Below are 18747 nucleotides of genomic sequence, written 5' to 3'. Positions count from 1 at the left end.
TCGGATAATAATCAAATACTCCTTGATTATTTAATGTTTTTTTAATCTTTGTTGCAAATGATAAAGTGATTTTAGTGGTCCATAGCCCAGAAAGGATAGGATTGCTGCTATTTTTACTTTTTTAGCATTTGGATGATTGTCTTTTAAAACATTTTTTCTCAATGAAACAATTTTAGACCACATTGCTTTCTTTTCATTTGGAAATTCCTTAGAATTAATTTGACAAAGAAATTCAATTAAGATATCACAATAACGATACGTTGCGGCTTTTATTAAACTAGGTTCTCTTTGAGTGATAGTGTCTTGATAAATACGATCAATATTTCTGATTAACACCATTTTTTTCTCACTAAACTGTGAACGTTGAATACTATTTTCCGACATGTAATTAAAATAATCTGTATACGGATGGACAGCTACTTTTTTTGCTCTTTTAACGATTTCTGGCATAATTGCGATGTCTTCATAGATTTCACCATATGGAAATTCTAATTGATTAAATAAACTACGATGATAAATTTTATCCCATGCGGAAACCTCAGCTTCATCATGATATAACATCTTATATAACATTTCCTGTGATGAGATAATCTTAATTGCTTTGTTATCTTCTAATTTTTGTTTTTGTTCAAGATTATTTCGGTTCGTTTTTTTAAATTGACAACTTGCTAATAGCGTATCACTCATTTTGAGAGCAAATACTAAATTTGCAACATAATGTTCTCCCACGTAATCATCACTATCAATAAAAACTAAATAATCACTAATACTTTCTCGTATTCCACGGTTTCTAGCTGCTGAAAGACCTTGGTTTTCTTGATGAATAACTTTTATACGTGAATCTTTTCTTGAATATTCTTCACATATATTAGGACTATCATCCGATGAACCATCGTTAATTAAAATTATTTCCAGATTCGAATATGTCTGATTCAAAATGGACTCTAAACAAATTTCTAAGCGTTCTTGCATATTATACACGGGTACAACAACCGCAATTGACTGATTCGCTTCCATATTACTCCTCATTTCGACATTCTACAACTGTATTCAATATTGTTTCTAATATTGTCTCTTGATTATATTTCTGCTTTAAGGTTTTTATTTGGTATTTTTCATACGACAAATTCTTGGGGATTTGTTGAATTGCATTTATAATAGATTCTGACGTCTTATCTGGTAAAAGGTAGCTGGTATCCGGTATAATCACTTCTGATATCACACCAACATCTGTTGTAATAATATAAAGTCCACAAGCCATCGCTTCAATCATTGAAATAGGTAATGTTTCATCTTTAAAATTACTGGGAAGAATAAAAATATCCATTTTTTCTAATAGTTGACGCTTTTCTATGCCATAAACACCATTGATATAGGTAACATTATTAAATTTTTCAATTTCCATTCTAAACTCATTTTCTTTTTCTTCGTCATAAAACTTACCAGAAAAATAAAAATGATAGGGTGTGTTCATCATTTTCTTTGCAACTTCTAGGACTTCCAAGTACCCTTTCTCAACTTTCATATTACTAAAATAGATAATATTCTTTCCTTCTTTTTCATTAAATATGCTTTCATCAATAAAAAGATATGAATCAATCCCATTTCGAATAATTTTGAATTTATTGTCAGGAATTTGCAATTTATTAAACATTTTTTTTTGTTTATTGCCTAGAATGATTATACGATCGACATTTTTAAAGATAAATTGATTAATCCATAATAGTAATCGATTCGAACTAATCACTTTGCCAAAATGGCTATTATGAAAATGTAAAATAATTATTTTATTTCTAAAAATCATCATTAATAAATAAACGATATCCCTTAAGTGACCTCCAAGTGAACCCGCTGGTGTAAAATAAAACGCATCCGTTTTACACGTTATAATATTTAAAATATGAACAATAAATCTTTTATTGTTGATGATATCAATTGTTGAAACATTCTTATTGCCTAGCTTTTCAATCGCATAACGATTAAAATCATTTATAGCTTTCCCTAGTCCCGTCTTAGGATCCCCTAATTGTCCTACAATTGCTATTTTCTTTATCGATTTCATGCTAACTCCTTAACTTTTTGTTTGAATTTGATAAAGTTTTGCCATCAAAAAATACATGAATGGAAAATGTTTTAAAATTTTTGCTTTTTTACCATCTGGGTTGTTATATGAAAAAGGATGTTTGTTTTTAATTTTTTCCATATAATCTTCATATTGTTTTTGACTTTTTCTTATATTTGAATCATATAAAAAGATATTGATTTGTATACTTATTAAAGCAGAAATTAATTTATTTAATAATTGAAGTTGAATGTTTGATAGTTTATCACTATTCGTAGCTTGATAATTTATTAAACTATCAATAACATGTTGATGCATCTTCGTATTTTTGAAATAATTTTGTAGACTTACGCTTTGATTTTCGTCTCCTAATTGATATTGGTAAATTGGTGTATCAAAATAAGCTACTTTATTAATTAGGTGCATTGGGAAAACATTGTATTGCATATCGACATAAAAACAATGTTCTGATAATTGTATATTATTTTCTCTTAATAATTCAGTACGATTAACAACTGCATGCATATCAGGAATCCGACCCACTAATGATAAAAATTCATCATAAGTATATTCTTTACCTGATTCTACGTTTTCAAAATCAATAATTTCTTTTTTCTCTTCATTAAAATAATCTTTTACAAAAGGAGTAATGACTTGATCAACATCGCTATTTTGTAAAAATAGAATTAATCTTTCAAATTCTGCTGAATCTACATAATCATCGCCATCAACGATTTTAAAATACTTCCCAAGTGCACTCTTAATTCCAGCGTTTATTGTTGAACCATGTCCACCATTTTCTTTATCAATTACCCGCACAATATCTGGATATTGAGTAGCCAGTTCGTTAGCTACTTCTAATGTATTATCTGTTGAACCATCATTAACAATGATAACCTCAACCATATGTCGTACAGATTCTGTAATGTTTACAAAGGTCGGTACTGTTTCAGGTAAAAAACTTGCACTATTGTAACTTGGGATAACAATTGAAATTAACTTTTCCAACTTTTCACTTCCTCACTATTATTATCTCTTCTTTTTAATGACCATTATCGCTTTACCTTGAATGATCTGAATAATCATTGGTCGTAATAGAACAATTAATAGACTATACACTAGTCCACCTATTAATGTCATTATAATTAAAGCCTTCACGCCAGTAAAATAGTTCCCTAATAATTTGACTACGAAAAACATGACTGCACTACTTAAAATATATTTCCACAAATCTGTAAATAACAATTTAACTGGAATTAATTTATGAACATATACTAATTGATAAAAAGTAACTGAAAATTCTGCCACTGTCGCTCCAATAGCAGCACCCATAACAGAATATTTTGGTATTAAAATTAAATTTAATAATATATTAATTATCGCTCCAAAAAAAACAGAACCAGTGTATCCAGTCATTTTATTAAGTGGCAATAAAAATTGTTGTCCTATTACATTACTCCATGATATCGCAATGATTACTAATGAGAGAACCATCAAGATTGACTCTATACCTAAGAATTCTGCTCCAAAAAATAATAATGAAAATTCCTTAGCTACCCCTATCAAGCCAAAAGTCAATGGGAAAGCTATTAAATTGGCAAAATTAATTGAATAATTTAAATATTGAGTGACAGTTTCCATTTTGCCTTTAACATATTCGTTAGCCATTCTAGGCAACATGACCACACCAGTAGCTGTTACTACTGCTAATAAAATCTTCACAATTTTATCCGCGTTATCAAAAAAACCAGTTTCACTTACCCCTGCAATATTCCCTAACATTGTTTTATTGACCACTACATAAACCTGTATCGCAATTTGCGGTATAAATAATTGGATAGCCGGTAATAAATGTTTTATTAAATTCAGCTCTTTAAATTGAACCTTTATTAGGTATCTTTTTAGGTATGGCCATAATAATATGTTTCCTAGTAATTGAGAAACTGTTAAAATCAAAATATATACAATAGTATCGTTTTTTGATTTAACAAGCCAAAATATTAGTCCTAAACTGACTAATTTAACTAAAACATTACGAATGACCGTTTTATCAAACTCTTCCATCCCCATGAAAAACCACGAGATATCAAATATACTCGCAATTAAAAGTGGCAACTGTGCTAGAAAAGCTCCCTTCAAATCTCCTGTTTTAGAAATAAATATTAAATAAGCCAATACAGAGATACTTACTGTTATCAGTCTTAACAGTGTAATCTCCCAAAAATTAAGAGTCGTAGCTTTTTTATCATCTCTAGAATAAGCAATTGTACGATTACCGTATGTTAAAACACCCAAATTACCAAAAAGTATAAAGTAAGAAACAACGGAGTTAGTATATGCATTAATACCAACCCCGTATGCTCCTAAAACTCTTGATATATATGGTACTGTAACAAGAGGGACTATCAGTACAAATACTTGATAAATTAAGTTGTACAAATAATTCTTTATTAATTTCACGATTTTAATCCTTAAATTCTTTTCTTACTGCATTCAATGCTTCATTAATGACCATATGCATATCGTAATACTGATACATTCCTAATCGACCGCCAAAGATGACTTTTGTCTGTGCTTGCGCAAGTCGACGGTATTGTTTAAAGAGTTGCGTATTCTTTTCATCATTGACAGGATAATACGGTTCATCACCCAATTGCCATTCCTTAGGATATTCTCTGGTAATGACCGTCTTTTCTTGCTTACCAAATTCAAAATGCTTATGTTCGATAATGCGTGTATAAGGGGTTTCACGATCTGTATAGTTAACGACCGCATTGCCTTGATAATTCTCTGTATCTAATACTTCATGTTCAAACTGTAAAGAGCGATATTCTAAGACACCATACTGATAATCAAAGTATTGATCAATCATACCGGTGTAGACTACTTTTGAAGCCTCCGCTTCTAACGTTTCTTTATCATTGAAAAAGTTCGTATTTAAATGCACTTCAATATTCGGATGGTCTAACATTTTCTCTACAATTTGAGTATAACCACCTATCGGAATCCCTTGATAAATATCATTAAAATAATTATTGTCATAAGTATAACGAACCGGTAGACGCTTGATGATGAAAGACGGCAAGTCTTTCGCATCGCGGCCCCATTGTTTTTCCGTATAACCTTTAATAAGTTTTTGATAGATATCCTTGCCTATTAAAGAAATCGCTTGTGTTTCTAGGTTAGCCGGCTGTTTGCCATGTTCCTGTTGAAATTCTTGAATTTGACGATCAATTTCTGTTTTTGCTTCGCTAGGAGTGATTACACCCCACAATTTATTGAAAGTATTCATATTAAAAGGTAAATTATAAATCTCACCTTTATAATTGGCTATCGGCGAGTTCACATAATGGTTAAACTCAGCAAATTGATTGACATAATCCCAAACTTCTTTGTTGTTAGTGTGAAAAATATGCGCCCCATACTTATGCACTTGAATCCCTGCTATTGCTTCCGTATAGATATTGCCTGCAATATGATTTCTTTTTTCAATTACCTTTACTTTCTTGCCACGTTTAGCAGCTTCATAAGCAAAGACCGAGCCGAACAGACCCGATCCAACAACTAAATAATCAAACAAATTTATGTCTCTCCTATCCTTTCTGTGATTTACCAAGTATCATTTTTTGGAAATACCATAACAGAAATTGTTTTTAAAATTAATACTATATCTTGTTTTAAACTAATTGAATTAATATACTTAATATCCATTTCAACCATCTCATCAAAGGTTACCTCATTACGCCCTGTCACTTGCCAACGTCCAGAACATCCTGGTTGAACTAATAATCTCTGTTTATGATAGTCATTGTACTCCTGATACTCATAAACCAATGGTGGTCTTGGTCCAATTAAACTCATGTCTCCGATTAATACATTATACAATTGTGGTAATTCATCTAAACTAAATTTACGAATGATTTTTCCGACTGGTGTTACTCGTGGGTCTTCTTTCATTTTGAACATTAATCCATCCATATCATTTTGTTCCCAAAGATCGCTCAAATAATCTTCGGCATTTACCATCATCGAACGGAATTTATACATTTTAAATAATTTCCCATTAAGTCCCACTCTGGTTTGTGTAAATATAATTGGTCCTTTTGGATTCTCTATTTTAATCGCCAAAGCCACTAATAAATAAATCGGAATTAGCACTATTATCCCTAAGCCACTTCCTATGATATCAATTATTCTTTTTACCTTAAAATAATTACGTTTGGCTTTTAATTTTATTATATCAACATCCATATGTTTTTGTATCGGATTATTGACTTGCGTTTGAAAAACCCCTTCAGCCAATAACAGCATCTCCCTTATCTTATAATTATGTTTCAAATTCTCTTATTTCATTATTCTAAATAGTAACATATTCGGTAATTAAGTCAATTTACACTCTATAACTTTAATGGTTTTCTTAATGTTTTATTAGCTAATTCGAATTTTGTTATCCATAAAATAATTTAATTATAAATTAATTAATAAAACAAACACAACCGATAACACCTAATTATTACAATCTATCATAAAGTAACGGTTTTGTCTTTGATATTTGTGAATAAAATTCTTTGGAATCATTCGATTCATTGGGAGAATATGCATTATATTGATACCATTATATAGTCAAACTATAATTATTTTACTTGCTTAGGTTCATGTTAAAACGATATTGCTTTAAGAAAAAATTGAAAAACTTATCACTATCTTACCAAAAGTCAGCTTAGAGTTAGCTAATTTAAAAACGAATGGGATGGGCTATCGAAGTGAAAAACATGTGATTTTCTCCTTCTGACCCACCCCAAAATTGTCTATATTACTGTACTATTTTATGCAATTCTGCTAAGGATTCAGGAACAATTTCCTCTACTGCGCCTAACTCATCATCCAATCGAGATGTACCATTTAATTGAAATTCGTGTATCTCAAGTTCCTTGTTGCCAAATCTTTGATATAAGTCAACAATTTGATCAAATTCAAAATCAGTTAATATATATTTATAACGATTCTCAAACATTTCACGATAAGATTCGATTTCACCTTTATCAATCAAGTCGTTAATTAATCTAGTCATCATCTCACGCATTCTGCCTTGACGTGCATAATCACTACCAGTTGTATATCTTTCGCGCGCATAAGCTAATGCATGATCCCCATCTAAGTGTTGCTCAACTTTTTCTTCAAAGAAATATTTCTCCCACCAATTAAACGACATAGGTGGAATTACTGTAACGCCACCTAGTTTATTGATAATATCAACAAATCCTGGCATGTTAGAAAATACATAATTATCAAATTGAATACCCAGTAATGACTCAACAGTTTGAATCGTTAAATCTTTTCCGCCAAATGAATACGAAGAATTAATTTTATTTGGACCATAACCTACAATATCAATTACTGAATCTCGTGGAATGGTTGAAATTGTTAGTGTGTTTGAATCGGAGTCAAGAGTCAATACCATTAGGGCATCTGCTAATCGACCATCCATTTCTTCAACACGATCTTCTTCATATCCTGCATCCACTCCCACAAAAAGGAAATTCAACTTCTTGCCTTCTTCTGCGTTAATATGAGGGACAAATAACAACGTAGACATCATTAGCATTACAATTTTAAACAACTTCTTCATTTATATGCCTCCTTATAATTCTTAAATTTAGTATAGCACAAATATTTTAATTTTTTTCAATAAAATATTGCAATCCATTGTTACTGATTTAACATTCTACCAATCAGAGGATATTTACTCTCACAATAAAAATTTAAAACAGCAGTAAACATAAAAATACCAAATAAAGAGTATTCAAAGCTGAAAATTCTAGGATTAATTAGACCAAATGATAATATTATAAAACTGACAAACAAATCAATATGTTTATTTTTTCGATATAAAAATATTACGGTCAAATAAATAAATATCATAATTATTATAAAAATAATTATCCCTTTTGTAAAAAGAATATTCATATAATCATTATCAATAAAATTGCTATAGGGAATCTCACCATATTTATCAAATTCCGCAGCGCTATACCCAATTAACGGCTTAGATGAACCGTAAAAACTTACGCCATCTTCGAAAAAATTCAGCCAGGTTTGAGAAAGTCTATTTGATAAACCCTCATTGAGTCGTACCATCATTTTACCTAATGCACTCATATTATTTTTTGAATAGGCTCCATATAAATAAGTTAAAATTATACTCATAATCGGATAAATTGGAAAACAAAAAACAAATACCTTTTCAATAAATAAAGCAATTTGCTTTATAACATTATATTTAAGCAGTGGGAAAACTAAAGCACAAATGATAATAAATTCTGACATTAAAAACTCCGTTCGGGAATCTGTTAGGAAATATACAAAGACTATTCCCATTTGAAATATACACAACTGAATCTTACTAACTTTAGCTGGATCTAAAGCTATTTTGTATAATATCGCGAACATTAAGATTTGAGGCAAATTTGTTACATAATCAAACCCTAAAGCATGCCTAACAATTTCATCGCGCCAACTAAAAAAATCCCGTGCAATACCAAATGCTGCAAAAGTTGTAACAATAGCAATAGCAATGATTTGATTTTGATAGAACCACTGATACAAATCTTCTTTTTTTATTCCGCTAAAACCTATCATCATTATCATTGAGAGAAACATCGTTTTATTGTCTGTTATTATTGCGTTAATTAATAATAGAATAAAAAAGGCAATCAAAAGCACGTAGATGATTAGCTGATTTATTTTTTCATATTTCAAAGTAAAAAAGTTTTGAATAATCTGAGTAAGTAAATAAAAAATGATATAAAAATAGCATGCGTAGCGAATTAACTTTAAACAAAGACTAAAGTAAGGAATATCAAGTACTAGTGTCGTTGAATCAAAAACCACACTGAAATAATAAAAATGAAAAATAAATAACAGCCATTTTTCTGAACTAAAAGTTTTTATTAATAACTCAATAAGATATCGAATGTTTTTATTTTGCTGAAATCGATGCAAACCTTCTTTTATTTTCATAATGTCTCCTTTATCAATGTAATTAATCGATTAACTATATTATAGAGTATCTTTATCTAAAATACATCCATAGCGTAAAATATCTTGTGTAACCTCGGAGTCTCCCTGGAAAAAGAGACCTCCTTTTTGTAAGATTGTAATAACAACAAAACAATCACAAACAGGAGGTCCCTCATGAAAGATTTTAACACAAAATTAATCACAGCACTAGCACAATGTGAATCGGTTCATGAAATATTTCGTCAAGCTTTAGAAGAAGCTATTAACCTACTCCTTGAAAGCGAAAGAACAGTTTTTCTTAATTATGAGAAATGGGAAGTGAAAGGTTACAATACCGGCAATTCAAGAAATGGTTATTATTCCAGAACATTAACGACAGAATACGGTAAGCTACAGCTCAAAATACCAAGAGATCGATTAGGTCTGTTTGATATTAAAACGATTCAATGTCTTCAACAAGCCCCTAATCACTTAGAAGAGATGATCATTTTAATGTATCAAAAAGGTGTGACAACACGCGATATCTCAGACCTCATTGAAAAAATGTATGGTCACCACTATTCGCCAACGACTATCTCTCATCTTTCTAAAACATTTGAAGAAGAATTAGCTGCTTACCGACAACGCCCTATTAAGCAAGACTATGTTTGTCTATATTGCGATGCCACCTTTATCCCGGTAAGACGTGGGAGTGTGTCTAAAGAAGCTGTCCATACCATTATTGGAATTGATGCTCAAGGCTATAAAGAAATACTCGATTTTCAAGTCTATCCGACAGAGTCCTCCTTGCACTATCGTGAAATGCTACAAGACCTAAAACAAAGAGGGCTCGAAAATGTGTTTCTCTTTGTGTCAGACGAATTAACAGGCTTAGCGGAAGCGTTAACCAATGAGTTTCCAATGGCCCTTCATCAAACCTGTTGGACTCATCTGCTGAGACATTTCGCCATGAAAGTACGGGTGAAAGATCGTCAAGAAGTATTAGAAGGGCTAAAAAAAGTCCCTAAAGCTGGTAGTATCGTAGAAGCCACGCGCTTACTTAATGAATTTATTCAGACTTGGAAAGGGACTTATCCAAAATTGGTAGAACAATTAAGACGAAAAAAGAACCTTTTCTCGTTCATGCATTTTCCCAAAGAGATATGGCCATCACTTTATACAAACAATCTATCCGAGGCCTTTAATAAGCAATTGAAGAAGCGAACGAAAATTAAAGAACAATTTCCACATGAGGCGTCCCTAGAAAAGACAGTCTATTGTTATGTCATAGAATATAATGCCAAGTTCGCAAATCGTATTCATAAAGGCTTTGGGAAGGTTGCATTTGAACTTCAACTGCTGATAGATCTCAAAAGGCCGGTTAATGAATTCAACTTAAGAAGAGAAACAGAAAAATCCTCAAGTATCATGTGAGGCTTAACTAGCGCCCTTTGGTTGCTGGCCTTGCCTTTTAGATGAATTATCTTGTTGAGAGGAAGTACAAGTTCACTGGTCGTTATGATAATTCATCTAAAAGGCAAGGTGAAATTCAATAAATAGTTATTAATTATATTACAATCTTAATATGCAGGTTACACAAAATATTTGACACTACCTTTCAAGAAAGTGTATTTTATTTTGCGGTACCCATTTTTTTATGATTTCAGGCGCTACGTTAATTGATTACCCTGAACGTTATTCTACAAAAGTATTTTTTAAAAGAAGATTTCAAAAAGTGGGTTTTGAGCTGCCCCCAAAAAGTTAGACCAAAAATCTAACTTTTTGGGGGTTAATTTATGAGCAAATATAATCTAGAGATTAAGCTTCAAGTTGTTGCAGACTATGAAGCAGGGGCTGGAAGCTACAAACAACTTGCAGAGAAATATCAAATAGGCAAATCTGATATTAAACGATGGATCCACAACTACCAGGATTTTGGCATAGATGGACTTCACGTAAAAACGAGTAAGCGTCATTATACTGTCGAAATGAAGTTAAATGCGATAGAATTATACGTGAATACAACGTTAAGCTATCGCGAAGTCGGGAAACAATTTGGTATAAATAATCCAAGTTTGATTGCCAATTGGTTACGGACATTCAAGAGAGAGGGTATCGATGGCTTATCTAAATCACTAGGGAGGCCACCAACCATGTCAAAACAAAAGAAATATCAACCTAAACAAAATTCAGTATCTCTGGAGAACGAAAACGACGCGTTAAAGAAAATCATTGAAGAACAAGAGGCACGCATTACACAGCTAGATATTGAGAACAAATTTTTAAAAGAATTGAGGAGATTGCGGGAAGCAGACAAGCGGCAACCAGACAACAAACAGTGATTGTCATCCGTAATCTCCATGAACAAACAACGTATACATTGGCTATTATTTTAAAGGTGCTTGATTTTCCTAAGGCTACTTATCATTATCATCTCAACCGAATGAATCAACCGAACAAAGATAAAGATTTAAAAAATGAAATACTTGATATTCGCAAGATACATAAAGACTATGGTTATCGTCGTGTTTGTGCTGAATTACGGCGACGTGGTCATCAAATCGGCAAAAATAAAGTACAGCGACTGATGAAGAGCTTGAAGTTACAAGTAACATCCTTTACTCGTAAATCACGCAAATACAACTCTTATAAAGGAGATATTGGAAAAACCGCACCTAATCGCTTAAAACGCAGATTTACCAGCACAATTCCTCATCAGAAAATTGTCACCGATACGAGTGAATTTAGATATTATGAAGCGGATGATTCAGGACAATTTCAACTGAGAAAGTTATATTTGGATCCATTTATTGATTTATTCAATATGGAAGTTGTGAGCTATAAAATTTCAGCTCAACCAAACAAAACATCTATGATGGCAGCATTTAAAGAAGCAGTCGAGGCAACAAGTGACTGTGAATATCGACGTACTTTTCACTCAGATCAAGTTTGGGCCTATCAAATGAATGAATATCAGGAATTATTGAAAGATAATAAAAACTTTCAGAGTATGTCACGCAAGGGGAACTGCCTAGATAATGCACCGGCAGAAAACTTCTTTGGCATCATGAAGCAAGAAATGTATTACGGGAATGTGTATCATAGTTATGAAGCGTTAGAACAAGCAATCCACAACTATATAAGATACTACAATGAAGATCGAATTAAGGAAAAACTTGGGTACCTGAGTCCTGTGGAATATAAGAAGCATTATGCTTCCTTAAGCGCCTAAGTGTCTCACAGCCATCGAAGCGAATCAAGAGCCGCTTCGCTCTTCCTCTTGACACGCTTCAATGTCTGATGAGGATGGTGGCTTAAGGTCGGAAGCAACAAATTAAGCACAATGAAAAAGAGCTACCCAACAAGAGTAACTCTTCATAAAATTTAGTCTAACTTTTTGGGGTCACTATATTTAGTATATATAGTATGGTCTTTTTTGGCTTATCTTTTTACCAAAAAGACAGTTAACATAGCTCATTTAGATTTCGCAGAATTTTTCGAAGGTGTGGTAAATAGCCAAATTAATCCATATTATTGGTTTTTTCCTGCTATTATGATGATTTATTTGTCTATTCCTTTATTTGCTTCTATCGAGAGAAGCAAAAAGCGCACTGTTTTCGGGCACCTCATAATTACTGGTTTCATATTTAATAGCTTATTCCCACTCTTATTTAATGTATTGGGCTTAAAGTATCATTCAGATTGGACCTTGGGTGTTATATCTAACTATCTCATCTTTATTATCATCGGCTATTGGATCAGCCATTACAAAATAAGTAAAAAATATCGCCTATTAATCTATTATGCGGGAATCATAGGATTGGCTTTACATTTGATTTTAACGTATCGCCTGTCCTTTCAAGAACAAACAATTGTACATCAATTCAAAGGTTATACCAACGTTCCGTCAATTTTATATGCTACAAGTATCTTTACTTTTTTTGCGTATTCATCAGAAAAAATTCAATTATTTATACTAAAATTTACAAAACCGATTAGAAACCTTACATTAGGAATTTACTTAATTCATTGGTTTATAATTCAAGAAATTATACAGCGTTCACTATTCGATACTACAGATTTATATTTTCAACTATTCGGAGCTGTTCCTATTTTTATATTATCATTCCTCATTATTGCTGTTTTGAAAAAAGTTCCGTATGTTAAACATCTCTGTTAAACTTATACAATTAATATAATTTCGGTAAACGCCGAATAACCAGGTACGTATCACAGCCCAACCACCTCCTGTATGATTAAGTTAAAACTTATGGAGGTGGTTGATTGATTATTAATCTCGATGCTGCTAAACGCTATTACATTATGACTGGTCGGACAGACTTACGCAAGGGAGTTGATTCTCTGGCTGCTCTCGTTCAAAATGATTATCAATTAAATCCCTTTGAAAAGAATCTCTTTCTATTCTGCGGGTCCAGGCTTGACCGCTTTAAAGCTCTTTATTGGGACGGCCAAGGTTTCTGGTTACTGTATAAACGCTATGAATCTGGCCGAATTCATTGGCCTAGACAGGAGGAGTCACTGAAGGAAATTGACCGTCACCAACTGATTCAGCTTATGGATGGCTTTTTGATCGAACCATCCGTTCAATCATTGGAAGGATCTTACACAATGTGAAAAAAACTTGATTAAATCGCTTACAATGTATATAATCAAAGATATTTGAACAGAAGGGAGGTCCGGGAATGGACATCAAATCCATCGAGACGCAGACACCTGAACAACTAATCGATATTATTGAAACACAAGAACGTGAAATTGAATGGTTGAAAGAACAGCTTCGTTTGATGATGAACCAACAGTTTGGTCGCAAGAAAGAAACGGCGCCTCAACCTGGACAAACCAGTCTGTTCGAGGATTGGCAGGAAGCTCTAGACAGCCTAGAACTAGAAGAAGATATCGTCCAAGAAGTGAAGGCTCATAAGCGTAAAGCAAAGAAGAATAAAGGGATCAAGCGGGCGATTCTCGACCAGTTCCCTGCCGAAGAAAAGCTACACGAACTTTCAAACTGCCAGTGTCCAGACTGTGGGGAATCTATGAAACAGATAGGTGCTAGTGCTGTTCGTGAAGAGCTTGTCTTCATTCCTGCTCATATGAAACGAATCATTCATAAACAAGCTTCTTATAAATGCGAGGGTTGCACTCAAAAAGAGGGGGCTAATGACAAAATCGTGAAGGCTCCCGTTCCTAAAGCTCCCCTAAACAATAGCTTGGGGTCTGCATCATTGATCGCTCAAACGATTCATCAAAAATATGGCTTGAAGTTACCCGCTTATCGTCAAGAACAGGAATGGAAACAAATGAATCTGCCCCTAAGTCGGGATACGATTTGCGGTTGGCACATTCGCACCTATCAATACTATTTCCAGAACCTCTGTGACTTACTTTTAAACAAGCTCCGTCAACAAGAAGTTCTCCACGCAGATGAAACCAGCTATCGGGTATTAGAGAGCCAAAAAGCGAAGAATTATTTTTGGCTTCTCATGAGTGGCAAGGATACACCAGAACAGGGGATTATTTATCAATTTGATGAAGGCAGAGGACGCCAAGTCATTCTTGACCTATTGGGTCCAGATTTTGAAGGCAGCCTTCATGCAGATATGTATGGTGCCTATGTCAACCTATGCAAGGAGAAAGTTAAAGTCAGTGGCTGTTGGGCGCATTTAAGGCGGAAATTCTTTGAAGCCCTGCCAGCTAAAGTGTCTAAGCATCATCCTGCTTATCAGGCGGTTAAATGGTGCGATTCCTTTTTCCAATTCGAACAGAATTGGAAGGAGCTGACAACTGAGGAATGCTTGACTTGGCGCCAAACTTGCCTTCAAAGACAAGTTGACGAGTTCTTTGATTGGGTCAAGACTTTGAATGCCTTACCTCAAACCAAGCTGGGAATGGCCATCTCCTATGCTCTCAAACATGAGCCTTTCTTCTGTCAATTTCTTGAAAATGGTCGACTAGAGATGAGCAATAATCGAGCGGAGAGACAAATCAAGCCACTGGTAATTGGGCGCAAGAACTGGTTGTTTAGCCAAAGCATTCAAGGAGCCCAAGCGGCCGGGGGGATCCTCAGTCTCTATGAGAGTGCGAAGCTTAATGGTATCCATCCTCCGTCTTATTTTCAATATTTACTTGAGGAGCTTCCTGAACTTCCGGTGCAAAATTTTGAAGCACTCGAGGCTTATTTGCCTTGGTCTTCGAAGGTCAAGGAAGCCTGTCAGGCCATGAAATAATTAAAAAGACTGAAACCGGCCCTTCAACACCTATTGTAGAGTGTTGAGGGGCCGGTTTCTATATACTTGGCTATTGGGCGCTTACTAATTTCGTGCTTTGTAGTCACTTAAATTTTATAATCTTTTTCCTAAATAAACCCCCAAAATGATAGCACGTAATCTATCATTTTGGGGGTTTTAAGCTCAATGTGAGTAACGTTAATAAACACAGTTATAATGAGTATTAAAATGCCCTGTTTAACTTAATTTAAGCTGCATTTTAATTTGTCGTATCCTAATCCAAATACTGTTTCAACACTAAGGTTGTATATGGCTCTATTAAGAAGCTATCGATTTCACCTGTCATATTGTCATCATCTAAGAAGACTTCTCCGTCGACTAACTTCATAATATAATCGCCTTGTTCTAAATCATATTTTAATGGATTTGATTGGGCATTCAAGACAATAATTATGCGTTCATTATCTTGGCGATATTCAAAGGCAACACGTTGATAAGAGGCATGTAAGATACGTATCGTACGGCCGATTTCTTCATAAGTTTTCAGTCTTAATAATGGCTCTGCTTTACGTAATTTAATTAAGTCACGCACCATTACAACGGTATGTTCATATTTTTCTTGACGTAACCAGTCCATCTTATTGATTTGATCAGCACTGTTATAACTATCACGCACACCAAATTTAGTTCTTAAAAATTCTTGTCCAGCATGGATAAAAGGAACACCTTGGCTTAATAAGACTGCTGTTGTCGCTAATTCATGACGACGAATAATCGTATCTTTATCTAAATTTGGGTCAGCCGTCACTAAGCGGTCATACAAGGTATAGTTATCATGAGCTTCCACATATTGAATAACTTGTCCTGGCTCAGAATATTGACCAGTACTAATAGCCGCCATAAAATTATCGGCTAATTTATTCTCAGTATACCATGCACCATTAATAAAGCCTCTAGTATGCGGGTCAAAGTCATTACCTTTTAGAGCTTCACGAATCCCATCGTTGAATTGGCCAACTCGTGGCATTTCAATGGCATTATGGTGACTCGCTTTTTTGTACCAAGGTAATTCGGTCATTAAGTCCCAACCTTCACCAAAGACCATAATCGATGGGTCAATTTCGTCTAAGGCTTTACGGACTGCGTTCATCGTTTCGATATCATGAATGCCCATTAAGTCAAAACGGAACCCATCTAAATGGAATTCTTTAGCCCAATAAGTCACACTATCCAAGATATATTTACGCATCATCTTACGTTCAGAGGCAGTATCATTTCCAACTCCAGTGCCGTTTGATAAATAACCTTCATGCGTCGTACGGAAATAATAACCTGGTACGGTACGATTTAAACTATGATTATCTACTTCGTAAACATGATTATAAACCACGTCCATAATGACACGAATACCCGCATCATGTAGGCCTTGGATCATTTGCTTCATCTCAGTAATACGTAATAGTGGATCATAAGCATTCGTTGAGTAAGTTCCTTCTGGCGCATTATAATTTAAAGGATCATAGCCCCAGTTATATTCTGTAGGCACTTCACCTGTCTCATCAACCGTCGCAAAGTCAAACATCGGTAAAAACTCCACATGGGTAATCCCTAATTCTTTTAAATAATCGAGACCTGTTTTTGAACCTAATGGGTTTCTAGTCCCTTCTTCAATAACACCGAGATATTTACCTTTATTTTTAATGCCACTGTTGACATCCATTGAAAAATCACGAATATTGGCTTCATAAATAATCGCATCCGTTGGTGCAGAAAATGGCTCCATGCGTTCGCCCCAATTTTCAGGGTTAGTACGTGGTAAATCAACGACGACCGAACGTTTTCCATTGACAGTAACGGCGCGCGAATAAGGATCCACTGAACGACGACTTGTCCCATCGGTATAGAATAATTCATAACGATAAGTTAAACCATGACAATCGCCTTCAACTTCTGTTTGCCAAATATGTAACTCATCATTCAACATCATTGGAATAATTTTCTTAGCTGGTGCATAGTTATCTTCATAAACAATTAAATTTACTGCCATTACAGTAGGCGCCCATAAATGAAAGGCGGTTTTTTCTTTAGTATATAAAGCACCTAATGGCCCATCATACGCTAACTTTTCTAACTCTTGAATCTCGGGACTTTCAATATATAATTTTGTTTGTGGTTGGGGAATGAATTCATCCAACACTAGCGGTTTGTAACGTTCCACTCTCGACACATCCTTTTTTATTTCGCCCACCTATTATAACAGATTTTTAACAGGATTTCGACCTTGTTAAAAGCACATAATTGCCTCTATTAAGGTATTTAATGGGCATCTCATAATATTTTCATAGCAGTTAAACTGAAATTAATCTTACAGTTTAATTATAGTATGTAATTTTCAATTCTTTGTGAACCCACTCACGCACAAAGCTTATATTAATTATTAATTAAACCTTTTCAAACAGCTATTTGCTTGTGGATTTATTGGGAATACAAAGTCTAATCATACGGAAATTTTTCAGATAGTCAAGTAGTTAGATAACGAAAATGAGTCTTTAGTCGGCTTTCTTTGATTAATTAATTGTCAAAACATAAAACATTGTGCATTAGGCGGTGGAACAAAAGTAGAAAGTCAAATGTTTTCCACTTACTCTAGCCACTCCCACATAGTCGAGACCACTCAACCACTGCGCTTTTAATTACCGAGCAATCACTTGATTGAATTTGTCAACTTTATCCTCAACCTCTTTAAAACGCAGTTCGAGGCCGCTCAACCACTACGCTATTGGATAAATAGATAGATTCAACTGGAATTATTATAGTTTTTGCCTAGATTTCATTCCTGGCTTCATTATTAAAACAAACTAAAATAAGTAAACTACATCTAGTTAGCGTATTTATTAGTGAGAAAGTTATGTGCAACAAATGGGCGAAACTTATTATGCTTTTTATGACGATACCCTTATCAGTACTTATATTTTCTCAGTATCTTTATTACTTTTATCTCCCTATCTATTGAGCATGAAATATGATAAACTTAAGTCAAATTTATTCGTCATGGTAAGGGGTGAACTTATGGAAAAAAGACAAAAAAAGATTTTATCTTTTCTAAATAAATTAGATGATCAAAAATTAGAATTACTTTATGAATTAGATAATCTTGGAAAAAATGAAATTAATACTGTTATCAAATTAATATATGTATTAAGTTCGAAAAAACTGACTGACTTTAGTTTATTTGATGGGATTGCAGAAGCTGATCCTGAACCATGGGAAATTGAAACACTCCAAAAATGGGAAAGACTAACCGAAACAGAAAAAATCGAAGGTAGTTTAACCCATCAGGAATTATTAAAAGAAATGGATTTTAATGACTAAAATTATCTACTCAAAACAGGCTATGAACTACAACGCCATTAAAATGGCGTGTTTCTAGGAACACTCATG

The 18747-nt window shown here is 33.7% G+C and carries 16 protein-coding genes; 7 read left to right on the top strand and 9 right to left on the bottom strand.

Annotation, left to right across the window (positions count from 1 at the left end; all coding sequences use genetic code 11):
• Nucleotides 1-30: 30 nt before the first annotated feature.
• The 8 genes from CYJ72_RS09355 to CYJ72_RS09320 all read right to left on the bottom strand — a co-directional run bounded on the left by CYJ72_RS09355 (nt 31) and on the right by CYJ72_RS09320 (nt 9082).
• Nucleotides 31-1017: a glycosyltransferase family 2 protein gene (locus CYJ72_RS09355; protein ID WP_284629544.1), complete on the bottom strand. Its 987-nt coding sequence runs from the start codon at nt 1015-1017 to the stop codon at nt 31-33.
• Nucleotide 1018: 1 nt separating this feature from the next.
• Nucleotides 1019-2062, bottom strand: coding sequence for a glycosyltransferase family 4 protein (locus CYJ72_RS09350; protein ID WP_284629542.1), 1044 nt, complete (start codon nt 2060-2062; stop codon nt 1019-1021).
• A 9-nt stretch (nt 2063-2071) separates the two neighbouring features.
• Complete coding sequence (locus tag CYJ72_RS09345; protein ID WP_284629540.1) at nt 2072-3070, bottom strand: glycosyltransferase family 2 protein; 999 nt, start codon at nt 3068-3070, stop codon at nt 2072-2074.
• A gap of 21 nt (nt 3071-3091) precedes the next feature.
• Nucleotides 3092-4522 carry an oligosaccharide flippase family protein gene (locus CYJ72_RS09340; RefSeq protein ID WP_284629538.1) on the bottom strand — a complete coding sequence of 477 codons (1431 nt, stop codon included), beginning with the start codon at nt 4520-4522 and terminating at the stop codon, nt 3092-3094.
• Between the two features lie 4 nt (nt 4523-4526).
• Complete coding sequence (gene glf / locus CYJ72_RS09335; RefSeq protein ID WP_284630897.1) at nt 4527-5648, bottom strand: UDP-galactopyranose mutase; 1122 nt, start codon at nt 5646-5648, stop codon at nt 4527-4529.
• A 23-nt stretch (nt 5649-5671) separates the two neighbouring features.
• On the bottom strand, nt 5672-6313 hold the full coding sequence (locus CYJ72_RS09330) for a sugar transferase (RefSeq protein ID WP_284630896.1): 642 nt from the start codon (nt 6311-6313) through the stop codon (nt 5672-5674).
• Between the two features lie 562 nt (nt 6314-6875).
• A complete protein-coding gene (locus CYJ72_RS09325) occupies nt 6876-7691 on the bottom strand; it encodes an LCP family protein (protein WP_284629536.1) in 816 nt (271 codons plus the stop codon).
• 80 nt (nt 7692-7771) lie between these two features.
• Nucleotides 7772-9082 carry a hypothetical protein gene (locus tag CYJ72_RS09320; RefSeq protein WP_284629534.1) on the bottom strand — a complete coding sequence of 437 codons (1311 nt, stop codon included), beginning with the start codon at nt 9080-9082 and terminating at the stop codon, nt 7772-7774.
• 174 nt (nt 9083-9256) lie between these two features.
• On the opposite strand from CYJ72_RS09320, the gene CYJ72_RS09315 reads away from it, so the two are divergent.
• The 6 genes from CYJ72_RS09315 (at nt 9257) to tnpC (ending at nt 15306) form a co-directional block, all read left to right on the top strand.
• Nucleotides 9257-10495, top strand: a complete 1239-nt coding sequence (locus CYJ72_RS09315) for an IS256 family transposase (protein WP_284629532.1) — start codon at nt 9257-9259, stop codon at nt 10493-10495.
• Between the two features lie 362 nt (nt 10496-10857).
• The gene (locus tag CYJ72_RS09310) at nt 10858-11403 is read left to right on the top strand and encodes a helix-turn-helix domain-containing protein (RefSeq protein WP_284629530.1); all 546 of its coding nucleotides are present in this window, start codon (nt 10858-10860) and stop codon (nt 11401-11403) included.
• Complete coding sequence (locus CYJ72_RS09305) at nt 11400-12293, top strand: IS3 family transposase (RefSeq protein ID WP_284629529.1); 894 nt, start codon at nt 11400-11402, stop codon at nt 12291-12293. Before CYJ72_RS09310 ends, CYJ72_RS09305 begins: the two co-directional genes overlap by 4 nt.
• A 165-nt stretch (nt 12294-12458) precedes the next feature.
• Nucleotides 12459-13241 (top strand): acyltransferase, encoded by a 783-nt coding sequence (locus tag CYJ72_RS09300; RefSeq protein WP_284629527.1) that lies wholly within the window; start codon nt 12459-12461, stop codon nt 13239-13241.
• A 104-nt stretch (nt 13242-13345) separates the two neighbouring features.
• On the top strand, nt 13346-13696 hold the full coding sequence (gene tnpB / locus CYJ72_RS09295) for an IS66 family insertion sequence element accessory protein TnpB (RefSeq protein WP_084801928.1): 351 nt from the start codon (nt 13346-13348) through the stop codon (nt 13694-13696).
• 68 nt (nt 13697-13764) lie between these two features.
• Entirely contained in the window at nt 13765-15306 is a 1542-nt protein-coding gene (gene tnpC, locus CYJ72_RS09290; RefSeq protein WP_284629525.1) for an IS66 family transposase, read from the top strand.
• A 274-nt stretch (nt 15307-15580) separates the two neighbouring features.
• Here the strand turns inward: tnpC and pulA are convergent, their stop codons facing one another.
• Entirely contained in the window at nt 15581-17524 is a 1944-nt protein-coding gene (gene pulA, locus CYJ72_RS09285) for a type I pullulanase (protein ID WP_284629523.1), read from the bottom strand.
• An 851-nt stretch (nt 17525-18375) separates the two neighbouring features.
• On the opposite strand from pulA, the gene CYJ72_RS09280 reads away from it, so the two are divergent.
• The gene (locus CYJ72_RS09280; RefSeq protein WP_101813557.1) at nt 18376-18678 is read left to right on the top strand and encodes a hypothetical protein; all 303 of its coding nucleotides are present in this window, start codon (nt 18376-18378) and stop codon (nt 18676-18678) included.
• Nucleotides 18679-18747: the final 69 nt, after the last annotated feature.

The sequence above is a fragment of the Globicatella sanguinis genome (genome assembly GCF_002847845.2).
Lineage (GTDB): Bacteria > Bacillota > Bacilli > Lactobacillales > Aerococcaceae > Globicatella > Globicatella sanguinis.
This window is presented reverse-complemented; position numbering and strand designations above follow the sequence as displayed.

Bases quoted from the DNA above. Each gene is read 5' to 3' on its own strand.
- CYJ72_RS09320 (WP_284629534.1), bottom strand. From the start codon at position 9,082: ATGAAAATAAAAGAAGGTTTGCATCGATTTCAGCAAAATAAAAACATT.
- CYJ72_RS09350 (WP_284629542.1), bottom strand. From the start codon at position 2,062: ATGAAATCGATAAAGAAAATAGCAATTGTAGGACAATTAGGGGATCCT.
- CYJ72_RS09315 (WP_284629532.1), top strand. From the start codon at position 9,257: ATGAAAGATTTTAACACAAAATTAATCACAGCACTAGCACAATGTGAA.
- CYJ72_RS09355 (WP_284629544.1), bottom strand. From the start codon at position 1,017: ATGGAAGCGAATCAGTCAATTGCGGTTGTTGTACCCGTGTATAATATG.
- CYJ72_RS09310 (WP_284629530.1), top strand. From the start codon at position 10,858: ATGAGCAAATATAATCTAGAGATTAAGCTTCAAGTTGTTGCAGACTAT.
- CYJ72_RS09330 (WP_284630896.1), bottom strand. From the start codon at position 6,313: ATGGATGTTGATATAATAAAATTAAAAGCCAAACGTAATTATTTTAAG.
- CYJ72_RS09280 (WP_101813557.1), top strand. From the start codon at position 18,376: ATGGAAAAAAGACAAAAAAAGATTTTATCTTTTCTAAATAAATTAGAT.
- CYJ72_RS09325 (WP_284629536.1), bottom strand. From the start codon at position 7,691: ATGAAGAAGTTGTTTAAAATTGTAATGCTAATGATGTCTACGTTGTTA.
- tnpC (WP_284629525.1), top strand. From the start codon at position 13,765: ATGGACATCAAATCCATCGAGACGCAGACACCTGAACAACTAATCGAT.